The sequence below is a fragment of the Candidatus Tisiphia endosymbiont of Parasteatoda lunata genome (genome assembly GCF_964030955.1).
Classification (GTDB): domain Bacteria; phylum Pseudomonadota; class Alphaproteobacteria; order Rickettsiales; family Rickettsiaceae; genus Tisiphia.
The window spans coordinates 1,558,197-1,576,139 of sequence record NZ_OZ035003.1 but is presented as its reverse complement, the minus strand read 5'-3'; the positions used below and the strand labels follow the sequence as shown (position 1 = coordinate 1,576,139).

At 31.4% G+C, this 17,943-nt stretch carries 18 protein-coding genes and 3 pseudogenes; 10 read left to right on the top strand and 11 right to left on the bottom strand.

All coding sequences use genetic code 11. The features are described from left to right. Positions 1-61: 61 nt before the first annotated feature. The 4 genes from rpsF to AAHN00_RS09765 all read left to right on the top strand — a co-directional run bounded on the left by rpsF (position 62) and on the right by AAHN00_RS09765 (position 2,144). A complete protein-coding gene (rpsF, locus tag AAHN00_RS09780; RefSeq protein ID WP_341751584.1) occupies positions 62-430 on the top strand; it encodes a 30S ribosomal protein S6 in 369 nt (122 codons plus the stop codon). Positions 431-457: 27 nt separating this feature from the next. Continuing rightward, positions 458-742 (top strand): 30S ribosomal protein S18, encoded by a 285-nt coding sequence (gene rpsR / locus AAHN00_RS09775; RefSeq protein WP_342272639.1) that lies wholly within the window; start codon positions 458-460, stop codon positions 740-742. Between the two features lie 13 nt (positions 743-755). Then, positions 756-1,310 carry a 50S ribosomal protein L9 gene (gene rplI, locus AAHN00_RS09770; RefSeq protein WP_342271154.1) on the top strand — a complete coding sequence of 185 codons (555 nt, stop codon included), beginning with the start codon at positions 756-758 and terminating at the stop codon, positions 1,308-1,310. A 126-nt stretch (positions 1,311-1,436) separates the two neighbouring features. Beyond that, positions 1,437-2,144 (top strand): IS6 family transposase, encoded by a 708-nt coding sequence (locus AAHN00_RS09765; protein ID WP_342271153.1) that lies wholly within the window; start codon positions 1,437-1,439, stop codon positions 2,142-2,144. On the opposite strand, the gene ctaD is transcribed toward AAHN00_RS09765, so the two are convergent. The 3 genes from ctaD to AAHN00_RS09750 all read right to left on the bottom strand — a co-directional run bounded on the left by ctaD (position 2,139) and on the right by AAHN00_RS09750 (position 4,958). After that, positions 2,139-3,791: a cytochrome c oxidase subunit I gene (gene ctaD, locus AAHN00_RS09760; RefSeq protein WP_342271152.1), complete on the bottom strand. Its 1,653-nt coding sequence runs from the start codon at positions 3,789-3,791 to the stop codon at positions 2,139-2,141. The two genes, AAHN00_RS09765 and ctaD, sit on opposite strands and share 6 nt — an antisense overlap. A 147-nt stretch (positions 3,792-3,938) precedes the next feature. Next, on the bottom strand, positions 3,939-4,646 hold the full coding sequence (locus AAHN00_RS09755) for an IS6 family transposase (protein WP_342270905.1): 708 nt from the start codon (positions 4,644-4,646) through the stop codon (positions 3,939-3,941). A 21-nt stretch (positions 4,647-4,667) separates the two neighbouring features. Further along, entirely contained in the window at positions 4,668-4,958 is a 291-nt protein-coding gene (locus AAHN00_RS09750; RefSeq protein WP_342271151.1) for a hypothetical protein, read from the bottom strand. A 910-nt stretch (positions 4,959-5,868) separates the two neighbouring features. Between AAHN00_RS09750 and AAHN00_RS09745 the strand changes: the two are divergent. Continuing rightward, positions 5,869-6,018 (top strand): annotated as a pseudogene (locus tag AAHN00_RS09745) (IS6 family transposase); the annotation flags it as partial. A 59-nt stretch (positions 6,019-6,077) separates the two neighbouring features. Here the strand turns inward: AAHN00_RS09745 and AAHN00_RS09740 are convergent. The 6 genes and pseudogenes from AAHN00_RS09740 to AAHN00_RS09720 form a co-directional block, all read right to left on the bottom strand. Next, positions 6,078-6,785 carry an IS6 family transposase gene (locus AAHN00_RS09740; RefSeq protein ID WP_342271150.1) on the bottom strand — a complete coding sequence of 236 codons (708 nt, stop codon included), beginning with the start codon at positions 6,783-6,785 and terminating at the stop codon, positions 6,078-6,080. Between the two features lie 38 nt (positions 6,786-6,823). Then, positions 6,824-6,949, bottom strand: a complete 126-nt coding sequence (locus tag AAHN00_RS15140; RefSeq protein ID WP_410521446.1) for an IS3 family transposase — start codon at positions 6,947-6,949, stop codon at positions 6,824-6,826. A gap of 85 nt (positions 6,950-7,034) precedes the next feature. Then, entirely contained in the window at positions 7,035-8,825 is a 1,791-nt protein-coding gene (locus tag AAHN00_RS09735) for an HD domain-containing protein (RefSeq protein WP_342271149.1), read from the bottom strand. 104 nt (positions 8,826-8,929) lie between these two features. Beyond that, positions 8,930-9,910 (bottom strand): transposase, encoded by a 981-nt coding sequence (locus AAHN00_RS09730; protein ID WP_342271025.1) that lies wholly within the window; start codon positions 9,908-9,910, stop codon positions 8,930-8,932. Between the two features lie 2 nt (positions 9,911-9,912). After that, entirely contained in the window at positions 9,913-11,553 is a 1,641-nt protein-coding gene (locus AAHN00_RS09725; protein WP_342271148.1) for a sodium:solute symporter family protein, read from the bottom strand. 406 nt (positions 11,554-11,959) lie between these two features. Continuing rightward, a pseudogene (locus tag AAHN00_RS09720) lies at positions 11,960-12,379 on the bottom strand (IS6 family transposase); the annotation flags it as partial. A 284-nt stretch (positions 12,380-12,663) separates the two neighbouring features. Here AAHN00_RS09720 and AAHN00_RS09715 point away from each other — a divergent pair. From AAHN00_RS09715 to tnpB, 5 genes and pseudogenes are all read left to right on the top strand, one after another. Beyond that, positions 12,664-13,050, top strand: coding sequence for a tyrosine-type recombinase/integrase (locus AAHN00_RS09715; RefSeq protein ID WP_342271147.1), 387 nt, complete (start codon positions 12,664-12,666; stop codon positions 13,048-13,050). A gap of 50 nt (positions 13,051-13,100) precedes the next feature. Continuing rightward, complete coding sequence (locus tag AAHN00_RS09710) at positions 13,101-14,138, top strand: IS256 family transposase (protein WP_342271146.1); 1,038 nt, start codon at positions 13,101-13,103, stop codon at positions 14,136-14,138. A 31-nt stretch (positions 14,139-14,169) separates the two neighbouring features. Further along, positions 14,170-15,431 (top strand): annotated as a pseudogene (locus tag AAHN00_RS09705) (IS256 family transposase). Between the two features lie 113 nt (positions 15,432-15,544). Beyond that, the gene (locus AAHN00_RS09700; protein ID WP_342271013.1) at positions 15,545-15,970 is read left to right on the top strand and encodes a hypothetical protein; all 426 of its coding nucleotides are present in this window, start codon (positions 15,545-15,547) and stop codon (positions 15,968-15,970) included. Then, positions 15,958-16,311 (top strand): IS66 family insertion sequence element accessory protein TnpB, encoded by a 354-nt coding sequence (gene tnpB / locus AAHN00_RS09695; RefSeq protein WP_341752109.1) that lies wholly within the window; start codon positions 15,958-15,960, stop codon positions 16,309-16,311. Before AAHN00_RS09700 ends, tnpB begins: the two co-directional genes overlap by 13 nt. Here tnpB and AAHN00_RS09690 read toward each other — a convergent pair. Together AAHN00_RS09690 and AAHN00_RS09685 are read right to left on the bottom strand one after the other, a co-directional pair. Further along, positions 16,308-16,760: an IS66 family transposase gene (locus AAHN00_RS09690; protein WP_342271145.1), complete on the bottom strand. Its 453-nt coding sequence runs from the start codon at positions 16,758-16,760 to the stop codon at positions 16,308-16,310. The genes tnpB and AAHN00_RS09690 overlap by 4 nt on opposite strands. Before the next feature lie 103 nt (positions 16,761-16,863). Continuing rightward, on the bottom strand, positions 16,864-17,811 hold the full coding sequence (locus tag AAHN00_RS09685) for an IS66 family transposase (protein WP_342271144.1): 948 nt from the start codon (positions 17,809-17,811) through the stop codon (positions 16,864-16,866). Positions 17,812-17,943 lie beyond the last annotated feature (132 nt).

The following is a 17,943-nucleotide window of genomic DNA, read 5'->3' as shown; positions in this document are numbered from 1 at the left end:
TTGAATTAAATGTTTTTTATTGTTATAAATGGCTTTATTTTATAGCTGGAGATTCTTATATATGGCTTTTTACGAATCAGTTTTTATCATACGCCAAGATATTTCGTCTGCTGATGTAGATAAAATTACCGATGACTTTACTAAAATTGTTAAAGATAGTAACGGTGAAGTTATTAAAACTGAATATTGGGGTTTAAGAAGTTTAGCCTATAAGATTGGTAATAATAAAAAAGGACATTATGTTTTTATGGGGCTTAAAACTGATTTTTCGGTAATAAATGAACTGGAAAGGAAAATGAAGCTAAGTGAAAATATTATTAGGTTTGTTAATATCAATGTTGATTCAATAAGTGCTGAACCTTCGCCGATTCTAAGAAGTAAAGGTTCAGATCATGAAGAAACAGTTGATGTAACAATTAATAAAGACTAAATAGTAATAAAATTGGAAAAGATTACAATGTTTGAGAATGATGCTGTTGACTCTCAGTCAATAACTAGAATGGTTGATAGAAGTAATAAAAGAGTGTTTTTTAGAAAACGTAAGGGATGTCCTCTTTCTATTCCAAATGCTCCAGTAATTGATTACAAGAACCCTGATTTGTTAATAAAATTTGTATCAGAAGGTGGTAGAATGTTGCCTAGTAGGATTACCAATGTATGTGCCAAAAAGCAAAGAAAACTGAAGAATGCTATAAAAATTGCTAGAATCCTAGCGTTGTTGCCTTTTGTATTTCAAATTTGAGCAGAGGAATAAGATGGAAGTTATTTTGATTAAACCTGTAAGAAAACTTGGAAAGATTGCAGAGATTCTTAAGGTAAAAAAGGGGTTTGCTCGTAATTATCTTATCCCCAAAAAATTAGCAATTAGGGCAACAGAACCTAATAAACAGTTCATAGAAGCCCAAAAACATGATCTTGAAATGAAAGAGCTAAAAATAAGATCTGAGGCAGAAGCTATTAATAATGTTATAAGTGGTAAGGAATTAATATTTATTAAGCAGTCTGCTGATGATGGTCGGTTGTTTGGTTCAGTGAATAATAAAGAAATTGCTGAAAGTTTGTCTAAGGCTTCTTTGCACTTAATATCACATTTAAGTATAATTCTTGAGAACCCGATAAAATCAACAGGTGTATTCGTGGTAGAGGTTAGGTTGCACGCTGAGCTTAGTACAAATATAACGGTAATTGTTGCAAGGTCAGAATATGAAGCACAAGATTACTCAAGGAACAATAAGCAAGATACTATTGACCTCCTTGAAAGTTCTGATCAACAAGAAACCTCTACTCCTAACGATGTGGAGCAGTTATAACATTTATCCATAGTTAAAAGACGTCGATTAGCGAGGAGTCACTTTAGTGACGACGAAACAAGGTTCTGTTGCATATGTTGGACAATAGAAAAAAGATTGATATAATGATCTAAAAAAGATGTTAAGATGTTTCGTATTACTGCAAGATTATTATCATATTTCAAAGGATTTTGTTCTTCACCAGAAATAATAATGTTATTTGTCTATATGAAATGCCGATTTTCTTTAAGTTATCGAGATTTGGAACAAATGATGAGTATAAGGGGAGCAAAAATTGATCACTCTACATTACAAAGATGGGTTATAAAATTTGTACCATTGATAGATCAGGTGGTTAGAAAAAGAAAGAAGCCAGTTGGTAGTAGTTGGAGAATGGATGAGACTTATATTAAATTAAACGGTAAATGGGTTTATTTATATAGAGCACTAGATAGTCTTGGTAATACTGTAGACTTTCTGCTACGTAAGCATAGAGACAAGCCTGCAGCACTTGCATTTTTTCGTAAAGCCTTTAGAGAGAATAATTTTCCTGAGAAAGTAGTAATTGATAAAAGCGGTAGTAATACGGCTGCTCTTAATGATTTGAATACAGAAGTTCCTAAAGATTATAAAATTAAGGTTATTCAGACCAAATACCTGAATAATCTTGTAGAACAAGATCATAGGTTTATCAAAAAACGTACAAAGCCAATGCTTGGTTTTAAGAGTTTTCATTCTGCAGAAATGACTATTACCGGTATAGAAAATATTCGTATGATGCAAAAAAGACAAATAATTGGAGCTAATGATAATCTTTCTACTTTTGAGAATTTTGCTATGTTAATGGCATCATAATGTCCAAAACCTTAGTTTTAACAATCTTGATGTAGTATGATTTATAGATGCGACAAAACCATGAAATGGTGGTGGAGATGATACTGACCATTCAAGGGTATCAGCCCCATCACCCCAAGGATTATTTGGGCATTTTTTGCCATATTTCATAGTATAAATAACAATAAATACAAAATAAAGAGCTGCAATAAAGGAAATAACTGCTCCGATAGATGAAACCATATTCCAGCCGGTAAACGCATCCGGATAATCCGGTATTCTTCTTGGCATACCAGCTAATCCTAGAAAATGCTGAGGAAAGAATGTCAAATTAACACCAATAAAGGTAATCCAAAAATGAATTTTACCCATCATTTCAGGATATTGCCGCCCTGACATTTTACCAAACCAATAATAGAACCCAGCAAATGCGGTAAATAAAGCCCCTAGCGACATGGTGTAATGGAAATGTGCTACAACATAATATGTATCATGTAAAATTCTGTCGATTGCTGAATTTGATAATATTATGCCGGTAACTCCGCCAATAGTAAATAGCAAGATAAACCCTATGGAAAACAACATAGGGGTTTCAAAAGTAATTGATCCTCCCCACATTGTGGCAATCCAGCTAAAGATTTTGATACCAGTAGGTACAGCTATAATCATAGTACCAGCAGTAAAATATATTAATGCATTGTACGAAAGACCAACAGTAAACATATGGTGAGCCCAAACTATAAAGCCAACAAATCCTATAATTACCATAGCTACCACCATACCAAAATAACCGAATATTGGCTTACGGGAGAAAGTAGAGATGACCTGACTGACTATACCAAATCCCGGTAATACTACGATATATACTTCTGGATGACCAAAAAACCAAAATAAATGCTGAAATAACACTGGATCTCCGCCACCATCAGGCTTGAAAAAAGTAGTACCAAAATTTCGATCAGTCAGTAACATGGTTATTGCACCCCCTAACACAGGAATTGCTAGTATCAGCAAGAAGGCAGTAACCAAAATTGACCAAACAAATAAGGGCATTTCAAATAACCCCATACCATCAGTTCTCATATTAAAGATAGTGACAATCATATTAATTGAACCAAGAATGGAGGAAAGCCCTGTAAGATGTAAGCTTAAAATAGCCATATCGACAGCAGCCCCAGGATGCCCTACTAGACTACTTAGAGGAGGATACAGTGTCCAGCCAGTACCAGCTCCTCCATCAACCAAACCTGACAGCATTAATAATATAAAAGCAGCGACAAGTAGCCAAAAACTTATATTATTTAGCCTAGGAAAAGCCATATCCGGGGCACCTATTAAAATTGGTACAAAGTAATTACCAAATCCACCAAATAAAGCTGGCATAATCATGAAAAATACCATAATTATAGCATGAGCGGTAATTAATACATTGTATAGCTGATAATTACCACCTAGTAGATGCCCGCCGGGTACTGCTAGTTCTAACCTAAAAATAACAGAAAATAATCCACCAACAAGCCCAGCAAATATGGCGAATATAATATACATTACGCCAATATCTTTGTGATTAGTAGAAAAAATCCATCTTTGTAACCCCTTAGGGGTTTCGTGATGATCAGATATTACTTCTGCAAGAGGTCTAATAGAGGCTTTATCTTTAAGTGTCATAATGGTTACTATTTACATTCTTTAAGTTGATCAATATCTGCACCTACTATGACTTCGATATTTCTAGTAATTTTATCATAATCCCAGGGTTTTGTCGCATCTATAAATCATACTACATCAAGATTGTTAAAACTAAGGTTTTGGACATTATGATGCCATTAACATAGCAAAATTCTCAAAAGTAGAAAGATTATCATTAGCTCCAATTATTTGTCTTTTTTGCATCATACGAATATTTTCTATACCGGTAATAGTCATTTCTGCAGAATGAAAACTCTTAAAACCAAGCATTGGCTTTGTACGTTTTTTGATAAACCTATGATCTTGTTCTACAAGATTATTCAGGTATTTGGTCTGAATAACCTTAATTTTATAATCTTTAGGAACTTCTGTATTCAAATCATTAAGAGCAGCCGTATTACTACCGCTTTTATCAATTACTACTTTCTCAGGAAAATTATTCTCTCTAAAGGCTTTACGAAAAAATGCAAGTGCTGCAGGCTTGTCTCTATGCTTACGTAGCAGAAAGTCTACAGTATTACCAAGACTATCTAGTGCTCTATATAAATAAACCCATTTACCGTTTAATTTAATATAAGTCTCATCCATTCTCCAACTACTACCAACTGGCTTCTTTCTTTTTCTAACCACCTGATCTATCAATGGTACAAATTTTATAACCCATCTTTGTAATGTAGAGTGATCAATTTTTGCTCCCCTTATACTCATCATTTCTTCCAAATCTCGATAACTTAAAGAAAATCGGCATTTCATATAGACAAATAACATTATTATTTCTGGTGAAGAACAAAATCCTTTGAAATATGATAATAATCTTGCAGTAATACGAAACATCTTAACATCTTTTTTAGATCATTATATCAATCTTTTTTCTATTGTCCAACATATGCGACAGAACCTTTTAGTAATCCTATGTGGATATTCGTTACTCAGAAAAAACTCTGTTGCACGATAAATCATATAATTGGTAATATTCTCGCCTAATTTATTACTTAACTCTAGAAGATTAACTTCTGCTGAATTTTCATCAAAATTATCCGGATCGGTTATCTCGCTAATAAAACTGCCAATAACGTCATGAAATAGTAATGTGTAATCTTCTTCTAAGTTTTTAATTAATGGTATTATTTGGTTAATTTTCATCATATAAAAATAAGTACGTTAATTAATAGGTCTATTTCTAATAGCTATATTTTTTATTTTATTATACCTAATTCTTTTACTATTTACAACATACGACAAAACCTCATTTGTTGAATCTTGTAAATGTTATTGGATAGATGAACTGAGCTATATACCAATAAAAGCCGGGGATTGATAGGATAACGCATCATTGTCAAATCATAGAAATTGGTACTCAATAACAACCAGCTGAAGCTGGTGGGTTGATATCTAGACTGGAAGTCGCTATTACTCTAAAGAGATATTACTAACGCCTGTGCATTATCTCTCTGATCCTAACTCTTAGGTTACCCTGCAGTATTTTATAGCGATATTTAGTGATTCAAACAACATTAAAGCGATGGTAAAATACAGTGTGGCTAGTCTTGTTAAAATATCATATGTTCAAGTTATAGTGAATTGAAATATTAGAACAAGGACTAAAGTCTTTCCCAGCTGAAGCTGGGGGTTTTAACCAAAAAGGTGACTATAAAAGTTTTAGAGGAGGCAAAGATGTAGATTAAAGATTAAAATAATAGACTATGGTATGAATTAAAAATTACAATGATTTTAGAAAATTCTATCTGAATTTCAACCAAAATTAACTAATTTTTTATATGGTTAGAGGGGTCAATAGTTTATTACAATAGGGGGTCAAAAGATGATTACAATTTACATCAATACCATCTCCTTGACAGAAATAGCACCGTGGGGTCGTTTGATATCTGCTCGTGCTAGCCGATATCGGTGGACATACCACCATCTATTACTTAGCATTCAATAACTTACTACGATGAAGTTATTGATTCTTGGCACACTGACTTTTAAATGGTTCTGTCGCATATGTTGGACAATAGAAAAAAGATTGATATAATGATCTAAAAAAGATGTTAAGATGTTTCGTATTACTGCAAGATTATTATCATATTTCAAAGGATTTTGTTCTTCACCAGAAATAATAATGTTATTTGTCTATATGAAATGCCGATTTTCTTTAAGTTATCGAGATTTGGAAGAAATGATGAGTATAAGGGGAGCAAAAATGGTTTTGTCGCATCTATAAATCATACTACATCAAGATTGTTAAAACTAAGGTTTTGGACATTATGATGCCATTAACATAGCAAAATTCTCAAAAGTAGAAAGATTATCATTAGCTCCAATTATTTGTCTTTTTTGCATCATACGAATATTTTCTATACCGGTAATAGTCATTTCTGCAGAATGAAAACTCTTAAAACCAAGCATTGGCTTTGTACGTTTTTTGATAAACCTATGATCTTGTTCTACAAGATTATTCAGGTATTTGGTCTGAATAACCTTAATTTTATAATCTTTAGGAACTTCTGTATTCAAATCATTAAGAGCAGCCGTATTACTACCGCTTTTATCAATTACTACTTTCTCAGGAAAATTATTCTCTCTAAAGGCTTTACGAAAAAATGCAAGTGCTGCAGGCTTGTCTCTATGCTTACGTAGCAGAAAGTCTACAGTATTACCAAGACTATCTAGTGCTCTATATAAATAAACCCATTTACCGTTTAATTTAATATAAGTCTCATCCATTCTCCAACTACTACCAACTGGCTTCTTTCTTTTTCTAACCACCTGATCTATCAATGGTACAAATTTTATAACCCATCTTTGTAATGTAGAGTGATCAATTTTTGCTCCCCTTATACTCATCATTTCTTCCAAATCTCGATAACTTAAAGAAAATCGGCATTTCATATAGACAAATAATATTATTATTTTTGGTGAAGAACAAAATCCTTTGAAATATGATAATAATCTTGCAGTAATACGAAACATCTTAACATCTTTTTTAGATCATTATATCAATCTTTTTTCTATTGTCCAACATATGCGACAGAACCCATCAAGCTAGGAGTCCTATACCCCAATGCTTGGTGCATTCTTTCGTTGTTATAAAAATCGATATATTCCTTAATAGCTGCTTTTGACTCCTTTACAATTGTTAAAATCAGTCTAGCTTCACCTATTTGGACACCTCTAAAATTTAAAAAATTTGTCTAGACAAAGGGTATCACCTCAGAGTGACTAACTCGACGGTGTCGAGAGATTGTTTAATATCTGAAAGACTAAGTGTTTGAGTTCTGTAACAGCTTTAGAGAGTCCTAATTTGTTAGCCATAGGAATATAAAATTGTAGAGTTTCTTCTGCTATAATTTTTTGTTTTTCATATGATTCGTGATAAGAGAGTGTACGCATATTATGAATACGATCTGCAATTTTTATCATTAAAACTCTAGTATCCTCTTGTTCTAATAATTTTAGTATATTTTCATATTTAGATAATTTTAATTTTTCTTTAGTTTGATCAAATTTAGTTACTCCACTAACTAGTGCAGCTACGGTTGGATTAAAAATTGCTTCAATTTTCGACAAACTCATGGGGGTATCCTCCACTACATCGTGAAGTAATGCTGCTAACAATATATCTTCATCAAAAGTAAATTGTAGTAATATTTTTGTCACAGCGATTGGGTGTAAGTAAAAAGGTTCTCCAGATTTACGTTTTTGCTTTGCATGATATTTTTTTATCAGTTTTATGGCTTTTTTGAAGCTTGTTATATCTATACTTTGATTTTTCTTATTAATATCTTGTATTAATTGATTTTCTATTGTTTCTATATCTAAAGAATCAGATATGACCTCTTGTAAAACTGTATCATTTTCTTTTAAATCCATAGTTTTTGGTCTTACGTCACGTATGTTTAATGGAAGAACAATAATTATACTATATTCGTTATTGAATTCATTACTATGTAATGCTCCATAATGTGCATTTATTATCTTTATATTTTTTGTTTGATATAAATCTTGTTTATTATTTAAAGTAAATGCAGCATTTGTTACATCTCCCATGTAAAAATTTGGTAGTTCACCAATGTCTTCTAATGTTGTTATTATAAATCTTATAGCTGGAATTTTCTTAGTGTAGTTTTTTATAGAATCAAGTCTATACCATAATTCAGTAGAATCTATATATATTTGTATATTACTCGTATTAACTCTATATTTTTTTATTTGTATTATTGTATTTATAAGGAGTTTTCCTATTAAATTTACATCACATACTAAAGTTTTATAAGGAATTTTATTCAAAAAAGTAAGAACTATGGCACTGTCTAATTTTATTACTTTATCGTTAATTTCTTTTAGTAGATGATCTAAGTTAATAATTTTTACTTCAAGCCTTATATAATTTTTTGCTTGGTTTGCTATTTCTTCAAGGTACTTCATAATAGAAGTTAATTTACTATAGGTTGTAGTAAAGATTTCGCTAGAATTTGTCATTATTTCTTTACATAAATTATTTGTAATATTTTGTGCTTGTTGTAATATTTCTAGTCCTTCTTTACCTAAGCTACGTGCTATTTTTTCTTGATAATTTAAAGCATCTATTAATTCGTCATTAGTGGAAGCATATAATTTTTTTAGTGCTTGTTGATTATTAATTAAGGTATGTAAATATTGTTGCTTTTTACGTACAAAGATTATACTAATAATAATAGAAAGAATACATGTATATACTAGTAAATATATACTATAAACATTTATTATAAAATTGTTAACTAATAAATAGTATATAGTAACAGCAAACAATATAGCAGTAGTAGATAGTATTATAAACATTACCCAATCTACTAGTATAATTAATAACACTATTGAGCAAGTGATATTTATTAACCACTCTGGATTTTTATCCTCTAAAAGAAAAGTAAAAGTAGTAATAAAAGGTAAACAATACCATAAAGAAAAATAGTAGTAATATTGAAAATATTGCTTTATCGCAAGTGGCCAATAATGTCTTAATAGTAAACCCATGCATATTAGCCCACCTATTATTCGAAATAATAGTAATAAGTGATATAAATCAGCTTTTGCATCACTATATATAAATAAGGGTAACATATACAGGAGTTTCGCAGTTAGCAAAATTGCGAATCAGCTAAAAGGCATCTAATGTTGTTCTGAATTGATGTTTTTATAACTTCCCAAGTTTGTTGATATAAAGTAATTTTTTCATTTATCCTCCTTTTGTTCATATCGAGCCAAGCAAATACAGCAAGGCAAATATGATTTCTCTGAGCTCGACCCGTGCGTGCCTGACAGCGTTCAATACCACAAGTTTGTTTTAATTCTCGATGATAAACTTCTATAGACCACCGTGCCTTAACAATTTTTTCTATTTGTTCACGTGTTGGATTTTCTAAGTTAGTTGTTATGTAATCAATGCGACCATTTTTTGCCACAAACTTAAATACCGTAACCCAACCGTATCCACGTAGGTGAATTTTTAGTCCCTCATCAGGAATCTCTAAACTTTCTAAGCTAACATTATGATTAACTTTTCTATTTTTTCTTAGGTTACTAACCCATGTCCAACCTAAATTACGTATATGTTTCAAATTCTCCAAACCGCTATACCACGCATCCATTACTACTGCATCAGGATTGATCCCTCTTTCCTTAGCTAAAGTAAGCATATCACAAAAATGCTCATTCTTTGTTTTTCCATCAGTTTCTTTATCATATATTCTATAATCTACAGGGGTAGATTGATCAGTTTTAGCATTGTAATGCAGTAAGTTGACCATCCCTATACCAGGTATAACATCATGTACAGCTCCAGAATATTGATAATGTACAAGCTCAATTTTCTTACTGTATTGCTTTGACAATAACGTGTCATCTCCCACTAATAAACAAGAAGCTTCCCTATCAATATATTTTGACACTTCTCTGTAGATCCCGCTAGGGCGGAAATCCTTACTATTTAACCATCGACTTGCACTATCATGAGATAGGTTTATTGGACTTACTTCAGATAATGCTTTACCACTATATCTTACGCTACTTGCTTGTAAAAATGATTTATATAAGTCTTTGCTACATTTTGATCTTGCCATGCTTAACTAAAACTCTTTCTTGCTAGATTAACATATTTTTTGCTAAGTGCGAAACTCCTGATATAGTTAAATGCTATGAATAATGCAAACATATTAGAGTTATCATAATATTCTATTCTAGATTTAAAAGATTTTATTAATGTACAAAAATTGCTAAGATAATTAGTTATATGTGAACTAGTTGATTTTCTGAGTATATTATCACGTTTTACAATTATGAATCCACGATTGATAATGTAATTGCTTATAAAAAAGCTAATCACATTTATAAAAATAGTTATAGGTACTAGAAATTCATTGTCAAAAAATAATTTAGTAACAATAAAAAATATAGCAGTAATGATAGTTGGAATAAAAAAAGAACTAGGATTACCTTTAAGACCCATAATGCCTGCAATTAAAGGAATTGTAAAAATTAATGCTACAATTTCAGATGCTATATTTATACCTTTAGCTATATCTACTATCCCTACATATTGTATCCTAGGTAAAACATTATTAACTAGTGCCCATAATACTGCAATCGTTCCAAGTCCAAAGGTTATATAGCGTACTAATTTTAACTCATTAACTTTAATATCTCTTTTATCACAAATAAGTTTTATTACATCATGTGCAAGCAATAATCCTGCTGAATTTAAAAAAGAATCAGCTGTAGACATAACGGCAGCGATAAGACCAATGGCTAGAATGCCTTTAACGCCAGAGACAAAATAATTATTTATTAAATAAGTTATTATTTGGTCTCCTCTGATTTGAGGGTTTATAACTCCAGTTTCTTTCAAGACGATTGAAGATAATCCAATTAATGTAAGTAATGCAAAGAATATTATTAAGAAAAACATACTAATATAATAGCTCTTTATAAGCTGTTTATTACTTCTAGCTATAAGCATTCGTTGTATAAAAGGAAAACTTAAAGGAAAAGCTGGAAAAATATACCATAAGCAATAAATAAGGTAATCTTTTAAATGTGGGTAGTGTAAAATGTTAAAATATTGAGTAGGAGTTTGTTTAATTAAAGATTCTATACCCCCAATTTTATTAAGTACTACGTAAGTTATTATAGGAACCATAACTGTTATAGCTATAAATTGTATAATATCAGTTATGGTTACTGACTTTATACCACCCATGGCAGAATAGATTACTAAGAACATACCTCCAAATATTATGCTATATAATTTAGGAATATTAAGTAACTCACCAATATTACCAATCCATATAATTTGTAGTGTCACTAAGGTAATGTTATAAAAACTTCCAAGTATGCCTATAGTAAAGCGAGCTTTGATACCATAAATTTGACCCATTAACTCTGCGGCGGTTAAGCAACCATCAAAATATTTAATACGTGGTAAAATAAATGAAATAATAAATATAAAACAAAATATTACTCCACAAAAAATTGTTGGTAATATCGGTAAAATACCATCATCAAATACATAACCTGTATATCCTATTCCTTTACCACCAGTAATATATGTTGCTAGTATAGTAATTGCAAGAATTTCACTACTAAACATTTTATTAGCAATAGCATATTCTGCTATATCCTTTATATTTTTACTAGCTTTAAGTCCAGTAAATAATGTTATTATTAGAAATACAATTATTATAATATGATCTAGATTTATTGACATATTGGACTACATGTATATTTAAGAATTAGAATATAGTCTATACAGTATTAGATAGTTTATCAAATAACTTTATTTAAATGCATTTAAAATAAATTTATAGTTAATAATTTTAATACTAAAATTATGGCAATAGAATAATATAATTTTTTAAACTTATTTCATGGTGGTTAAACATGACTAAAAGAAAATTGGATTGTGTAATCAAGGAGAGTATACAAATTAATACAATAAATAAGAAAAGTAAACTAGTAGATGATGCTGAAAAATATTCAACTAATCAGAACTCTTATATGTTAACTAATACAGAACTTTATTCCAACAAAAATATTAAGTTGATATTGTTGCAGGTTTTGTCGCATCTATAAATCATACTACATCAAGATTGTTAAAACTAAGGTTTTGGACATTATGATGCCATTAACATAGCAAAATTCTCAAAAGTAGAAAGATTATCATTAGCTCCAATTATTTGTCTTTTTTGCATCATACGAATATTTTCTATACCGGTAATAGTCATTTCTGCAGAATGAAAACTCTTAAAACCAAGCATTGGCTTTGTACGTTTTTTGATAAACCTATGATCTTGTTCTACAAGATTATTCAGGTATTTGGTCTGAATAACCTTAATTTTATAATCTTTAGGAACTTCTGTATTCAAATCATTAAGAGCAGCCGTATTACTACCGCTTTTATCAATTACTACTTTCTCAGGAAAATTATTCTCTCTAAAGGCTTTACGAAAAAATGCAAGTGCTGCAGGCTTGTCTCTATGCTTACGTAGCAGAAAGTCTACAGTATTACCAAGACTATCTAGTGCTCTATATAACCTCAGTTTGATGCAAGATGAAGGTTGAGATTGTTTAATTTTCCAAAAGCTACAGAAATTTTATTAACCCGAGTTGCCAATTAATTATACTGGCAAAAGCTATATTTAAAGCTGATTCCATGTGAGATTCGATACTAAAACATTTTCAATACAAACATATTTCTAAAAAATATAGTTTTTATTGAGTGTTTTAATGTTACAAATTAACCTCAAACGTTTATAAAACCTAGCTCTGCTCTTATAAATTAATTGGCAACTCGGGTTAAGTATTATCTAGGTTTTATTTGATAAAAAGTAGCCACTCTAGTATTTCAGATGAAGAGATAAAAAAATATTACGATGTAGTGTGGGATACCCAAAATATAAAGCACATGATAATAATAAAAACAATGCTATATACTGGAGTTAGAGTAGGTGAGTTGGTAAAAATTAAAGCAGATGATGTCGAGCTTAATAAGTGTCAGATACGCATTAATGATGGCAAAGGTAAAAAAGACAGGATAGTACCTTTTCCAACAGGTTTTAGAGAAGTGTTAGCTCTTTATATTAAAAGTATAAAGAACAAGAAGAAAGTAGAATACTTATTTGAGTCAAATTGGAATAAACCTTATTGGCCCACCGTAACAGAACGTGCGAAAAGCGAAATCGGCTCTGTACAAATAAGTGTGTAAATTTTTCAAAGGTTATATAAAAATATAATATAACAAAAGGAGAAATTATAATGCACCAAAAACAAAATGAAGCAATGAATCAAGCGATAGATTTATTAATAAATAATGATACAGATATATCAACATTACTTAAAGAGGATGGTTTATTAAAACAATTAACCAAACGGCTTGTAGAGAAGGCATTGCAGTCAGAGATGAATAATCATTTAGGATATGATAAATATTGTCATACTGATAGTGATAATGTTCGTAATGGTAGGAATGTAAAGAATCTAGTAACAAATAATGGAGTTGTAGAGATTGAGGTTCCAAGGGATAGAAGTAGTACATTTGAACCTGCATTAATTCCGAAGCGTCAAAGACGTATTGAAGGATTTGATGATAAAATAATATCATTATACGCTAAAGGAATGAGCTTATCTGATATTAAGATTCAAATGCAAGAATTGTATGGAGCTGACGTTAGCGAAAGTTTGATAAGTCAAATTACTGATGATGTAATTGAGGATGTCAAGATATGGCAAAGCCGACCATTGGATCGAGTATATGCTATAGTATTTTTTGACTGTTTAGTAGTAAAAGTACGTCAAGATAAACGAATTATCAATAAGTCTGTATATGTAGCATTAGGTATTGATTTATCTGGAAGGAAGGATATTTTAGGATTGTGGATCAGTGAAAATGAAGGAGCGAAATTTTGGCTTGGTAATTTTACTGAGATGAAGAACAGAGGTATGCAAGACATGCTTATTGCTTGCAGTGATAATTTAACCGGTATGTCTGAGGCAATAGAAGCAGTTTTTCCGAAAACCGAACATCAATTATGTATTGTACATCAGATTAGAAATAGTTTAAAATATGTATCATATAAAGACCGAAAAGAATTAGCGGCTGATTTAAAGCCTATATATACTGCTAGCACAGAGGAAGAAGCACATCTTGCTTTAGAATCTTTTGAAGCTAAATGGAGTAAACAGTATCCACAAATTGCTAAATCTTGGTATGTTCATTGGGAAAATTTAATGGTTTTTCGAGTCTGTCCTATAGTTTGTGTAAGTTGCAAAGAAAGCAGTAAGAGATTACTGTAAAAAAAGTAACTTAAGCAAGCAAGGAGGAATTATGGCTAAAAAATTAGATACAGATAAAGATACATTAGACATCAGTAATCAGCTAGTAGAAGAATTATTATCAAAAGCAGATCCATCGGAGTTATTTGGTCGAGATGGTTTATTTCAACAGCTAAAGAAGCAAATAGTTGAGAAAATATTAGCAAGTGAGTTGGATCATGAATTAGGATATTCAAAACATAGCAAGATGCCAAAAGTAGATAATAATCGTCGTAATGGTAGCTATGAGAAGACAGTAATTGATGGGGATGGTCGTAAGCTGACAGTAGAAGTACCAAGAGATCGGGAAGGAGAGTATAATCCTCAATTAATACCAAAAGGGCTGAGGAGATTTAATGGATTTGATGAGAAAGTGATATCCCTTTATGGTCGCGGTATGACAGTCAGCGAGATCCGAGGGCATTTAGAAGAAATATATCAAACTGATGTATCTGGTGACTTGATATCCACCATAACAGATGGGGTGATAGAAGAAGTAACTAGGTGGCAAAATCGTTGTTTAGATAGGGTGTATCCAATATTATACTTGGACTGTATCTATGTAAAATCTAGAGACAATCACATAGTAATAAATAAAGCAGTATATTTAGCACTTGCTGTAAATATAGAAGGGAAAAAGGAGTTAGTTGGCATTTGGATAGGCAAAAATGAAGGTGCTAAATTTTGGATGCAAGTAGTTACTGAGTTAAAGAATCGAGGAATTGAACAAATTTATGTTGCTTGTGTGGATGGTTTAAAGGGCTTTCCAGAAGCTATAAGCAGTGTATTCCCGAGTACTATAGTACAATTATGTATTGTACATATGGTTCGCAATTCAGTAAAGTATGTGTCATATAAAGATTTAAAAGAGGTCACATCAGATCTAAAACAAATTTATACAGCTAATAATGACGAAATGGCACGTTTAAAACTTCAGCAATTTGGTGTAAAATGGGATAAAAAATATCCGGTAATTTCTGATATTTGGCAACGTAATTGGTCTGGGATAATACCGTTTTTTGCCTTTCCTGAAGAGATCAGAAAGGTAATTTATACTACTAACACTATAGAATCTGTAAATCGTCAAATTAGAAAAATTATCAAAAATAAGGGGTGTTTCCAGATGATAAGTCAATTCAAAAAATAATATTTTTATCCCTACAAAATGCAGCCAAAAAATGGACCATGCCTATTAAAGATTGGTCTTTAGCTTTAAATCAATTTGAAATACTTTGTGGAGATTTTAAATATGATTTATTGGAAAATAAAAAATGAACTTACACAAATTAAATGATTGACTCGGTTTTTCGTATACCTGCAGCAAAACTGCATAACTTTATCTAATGTTTTTGCTAGTATGAATTTTTTATACATTTGGGTTTCATACTATGCAAATACCATCAATTACTATTGAGCAAGTAGCTCAGCAATTTAAAGCCTGGCGTCAAACTAAAACTAATAAGTTTGATCCTATACCAAACCATCTAAAGGAATTAGTTTACCAATTACTCCATCATTATTCTTACCAAGAGATAGCTAAACATCTTAATATTAATAAAGCAACAATCAGTTCAATTAAAAAAGCCCATGAGCCTACCCTCAAAACTTCTCCTGTCTCAACTTCAAATCAAGCTCTACAACAAAATATTAATTTTCTCCCATTTCAACTATTAAATTCTATAGATACCGATCCTGTAGCTGCCCCCAAACAAAATCACTATACTTGTCACATTATTAAACCAAATGGTACCAAACTTATTATCCAAACACTAGAACCAAAAACCATAATTCAGACATTTTTATGCTGCAACTAACCCCGGCGTCAGTTATTTTTGTTGCCACTATTGCCATCGATTTTCGCAAGGGTATCGATGGCTTAATCGCTGTTTGTAGACAAAAACTTTCTTCTGACCCTCTTAATGGTTCCTTGTTTTTATTCTATAATAAAAACAGAACTGCCATTAAAATTTTGTCCTTTGACGGTCAAGGCTTTTGGCTATGCTCTAAACGCCTATCCAAAGGTAAATTTACCGCAAAACTTTTCCCATCTGATAATTCATCTTATCAAATTTGTTATAGAACCTTACACATTCTTATTCATAATGGTGATCCTAGTTCTGCCAAATTCTCTAATGATTGGCTTCCTGTCGTTTAAGCTGCTGTCTCGATTAATTCCGTATTATTCATATATCTTGCATAGGCAAAAGGCGTATAATTCGCAGGACGCTTCTTTGCTTTGCTACTCTGCTCTTGTAGCCAATTTAAATATTTAAAGGCATTGATCTCGTTCTCACTACAAGTCTTTACTATACTATACAGACCACTATGTATCTCAGCACTATTGATTGTTTTAAAGAATAATGAATTCTTCCTTTGTAAAATAATGGTACGCAGTGATCTCTCAGCCCAATTATTATCAAGATTGCTAACTGGGATTTTTAAAAATTGGGTCAAACCTTCTTTATTGTCCCACTTTGGGAGAAAAACCCCGCACTTGCAGTGCGTCGTTTCAACATAAATTTTAAATATCTTATCAAGAAAAGATAGGATATTTTTTAACAAAATCTTACACTTCACAAATATATTCTTTTTGTGTTGTGACACTTTCTAAATGAGCCATACACAAATAGTTTCTAACTTTTAAGTTAGTACATACATGAGGCATTCATGCCGTAATATTAAGCTCTGCACTTGCAGTGCAGAGTGGTTAACTATTTATCCAATATTTCATAGCTTGTCCAAGCCTACTATTAGGCTCAACTTTCTTGTCGTTAAATAATTCGTCTATTTTGTTATATATGTTTTCTATATATTTACTGCTATGTTCCTGATGATACCCAAGTTTTTCTTCAGGACTCATCTCTTTACATTGATGTTCATTGTGGTAAATCCCTCGTGTTTGTTTGAGAAAATATCCGCATTCTTCAGGGTAATATAGTTCATTCTCTGTAAATTTTCTCTGACCATGTGACAAACAATTGATCATCACTATTATTGCCAGTAATTCTTGATCTGCTTCTGATAATACCGGGTTATTATTGTTACTTGCGTCAGTCATTAATTGGATAGAATCTGTTCTATTCTTACGATTCTTTAGTACGTTACCTATATTTTCTCCACCATGCCTATTACCGGTAAAATATAAAACTATCACCTCATTATTTGCAGTCTTAGCACATATTGTAGTAGTATAACAGCTGCGTCCTTTCTTATTTTGAGTACGTAATTTCTTATTGGCTATAGTAATTTCTAAAATCCTAGCTCTAGTATCATCAAGGTTCAGTGAATTACATTCGGCAGCCATTTCCAATAATACCCCGTAAATTTCAGCTCCACCACCTTCTTGCCAAACATCTAAATATTGTTGCCAGAGCGAGCTATATGCCACAGGAACACCACTTAAACTTTGCAGCCTAGATAAACGGTAGAAAGGAGTACCATAGGTCTTTTGTAACACTATTGCACTTCTGCTACTATTTGTCCATTTGTTGATATTTTTATTGTCCCACTTTGGGAGAAAAACCCCGCACTTGCAGTGCGTCGTTTCAACATAAATTTTAAATATCTTATCAAGAAAAGATAGGATATTTTTTAACAAAATCTTACACTTCACAGATATATTTTTTTGTGTTGTGACACTTTCTAAATGAGCCATACACAAATAGTTTCTAACTTTTAAGTTAGTACATACATGAGGCATTCATGCCGTAATATTAAGCTCTGCACTTGCAGTGCAGAGTGGTTAACTGTTCATAACTATATAATCACAAGCATTACAACGTAGCGT

What these genes read in the sequence shown, in the direction of transcription:
- rpsF (WP_341751584.1), top strand. Translation starts at nt 62, where the DNA reads ATGGCTTTTTACGAATCAGTTTTTATCATACGCCAAGATATTTCGTCT.
- rpsR (WP_342272639.1), top strand. Translation starts at nt 458, where the DNA reads ATGTTTGAGAATGATGCTGTTGACTCTCAGTCAATAACTAGAATGGTT.
- rplI (WP_342271154.1), top strand. Translation starts at nt 756, where the DNA reads ATGGAAGTTATTTTGATTAAACCTGTAAGAAAACTTGGAAAGATTGCA.
- AAHN00_RS09765 (WP_342271153.1), top strand. Translation starts at nt 1,437, where the DNA reads ATGTTTCGTATTACTGCAAGATTATTATCATATTTCAAAGGATTTTGT.
- ctaD (WP_342271152.1), bottom strand. Translation starts at nt 3,791, where the DNA reads ATGACACTTAAAGATAAAGCCTCTATTAGACCTCTTGCAGAAGTAATA.
- AAHN00_RS09755 (WP_342270905.1), bottom strand. Translation starts at nt 4,646, where the DNA reads ATGTTTCGTATTACTGCAAGATTATTATCATATTTCAAAGGATTTTGT.
- AAHN00_RS09750 (WP_342271151.1), bottom strand. Translation starts at nt 4,958, where the DNA reads ATGATGAAAATTAACCAAATAATACCATTAATTAAAAACTTAGAAGAA.
- AAHN00_RS09740 (WP_342271150.1), bottom strand. Translation starts at nt 6,785, where the DNA reads ATGTTTCGTATTACTGCAAGATTATTATCATATTTCAAAGGATTTTGT.
- AAHN00_RS09735 (WP_342271149.1), bottom strand. Translation starts at nt 8,825, where the DNA reads ATGGGTTTACTATTAAGACATTATTGGCCACTTGCGATAAAGCAATAT.
- AAHN00_RS09730 (WP_342271025.1), bottom strand. Translation starts at nt 9,910, where the DNA reads ATGGCAAGATCAAAATGTAGCAAAGACTTATATAAATCATTTTTACAA.
- AAHN00_RS09725 (WP_342271148.1), bottom strand. Translation starts at nt 11,553, where the DNA reads ATGTCAATAAATCTAGATCATATTATAATAATTGTATTTCTAATAATA.
- AAHN00_RS09710 (WP_342271146.1), top strand. Translation starts at nt 13,101, where the DNA reads ATGCACCAAAAACAAAATGAAGCAATGAATCAAGCGATAGATTTATTA.
- AAHN00_RS09700 (WP_342271013.1), top strand. Translation starts at nt 15,545, where the DNA reads ATGCAAATACCATCAATTACTATTGAGCAAGTAGCTCAGCAATTTAAA.
- tnpB (WP_341752109.1), top strand. Translation starts at nt 15,958, where the DNA reads ATGCTGCAACTAACCCCGGCGTCAGTTATTTTTGTTGCCACTATTGCC.
- AAHN00_RS09685 (WP_342271144.1), bottom strand. Translation starts at nt 17,811, where the DNA reads ATGGCTCATTTAGAAAGTGTCACAACACAAAAAAATATATCTGTGAAG.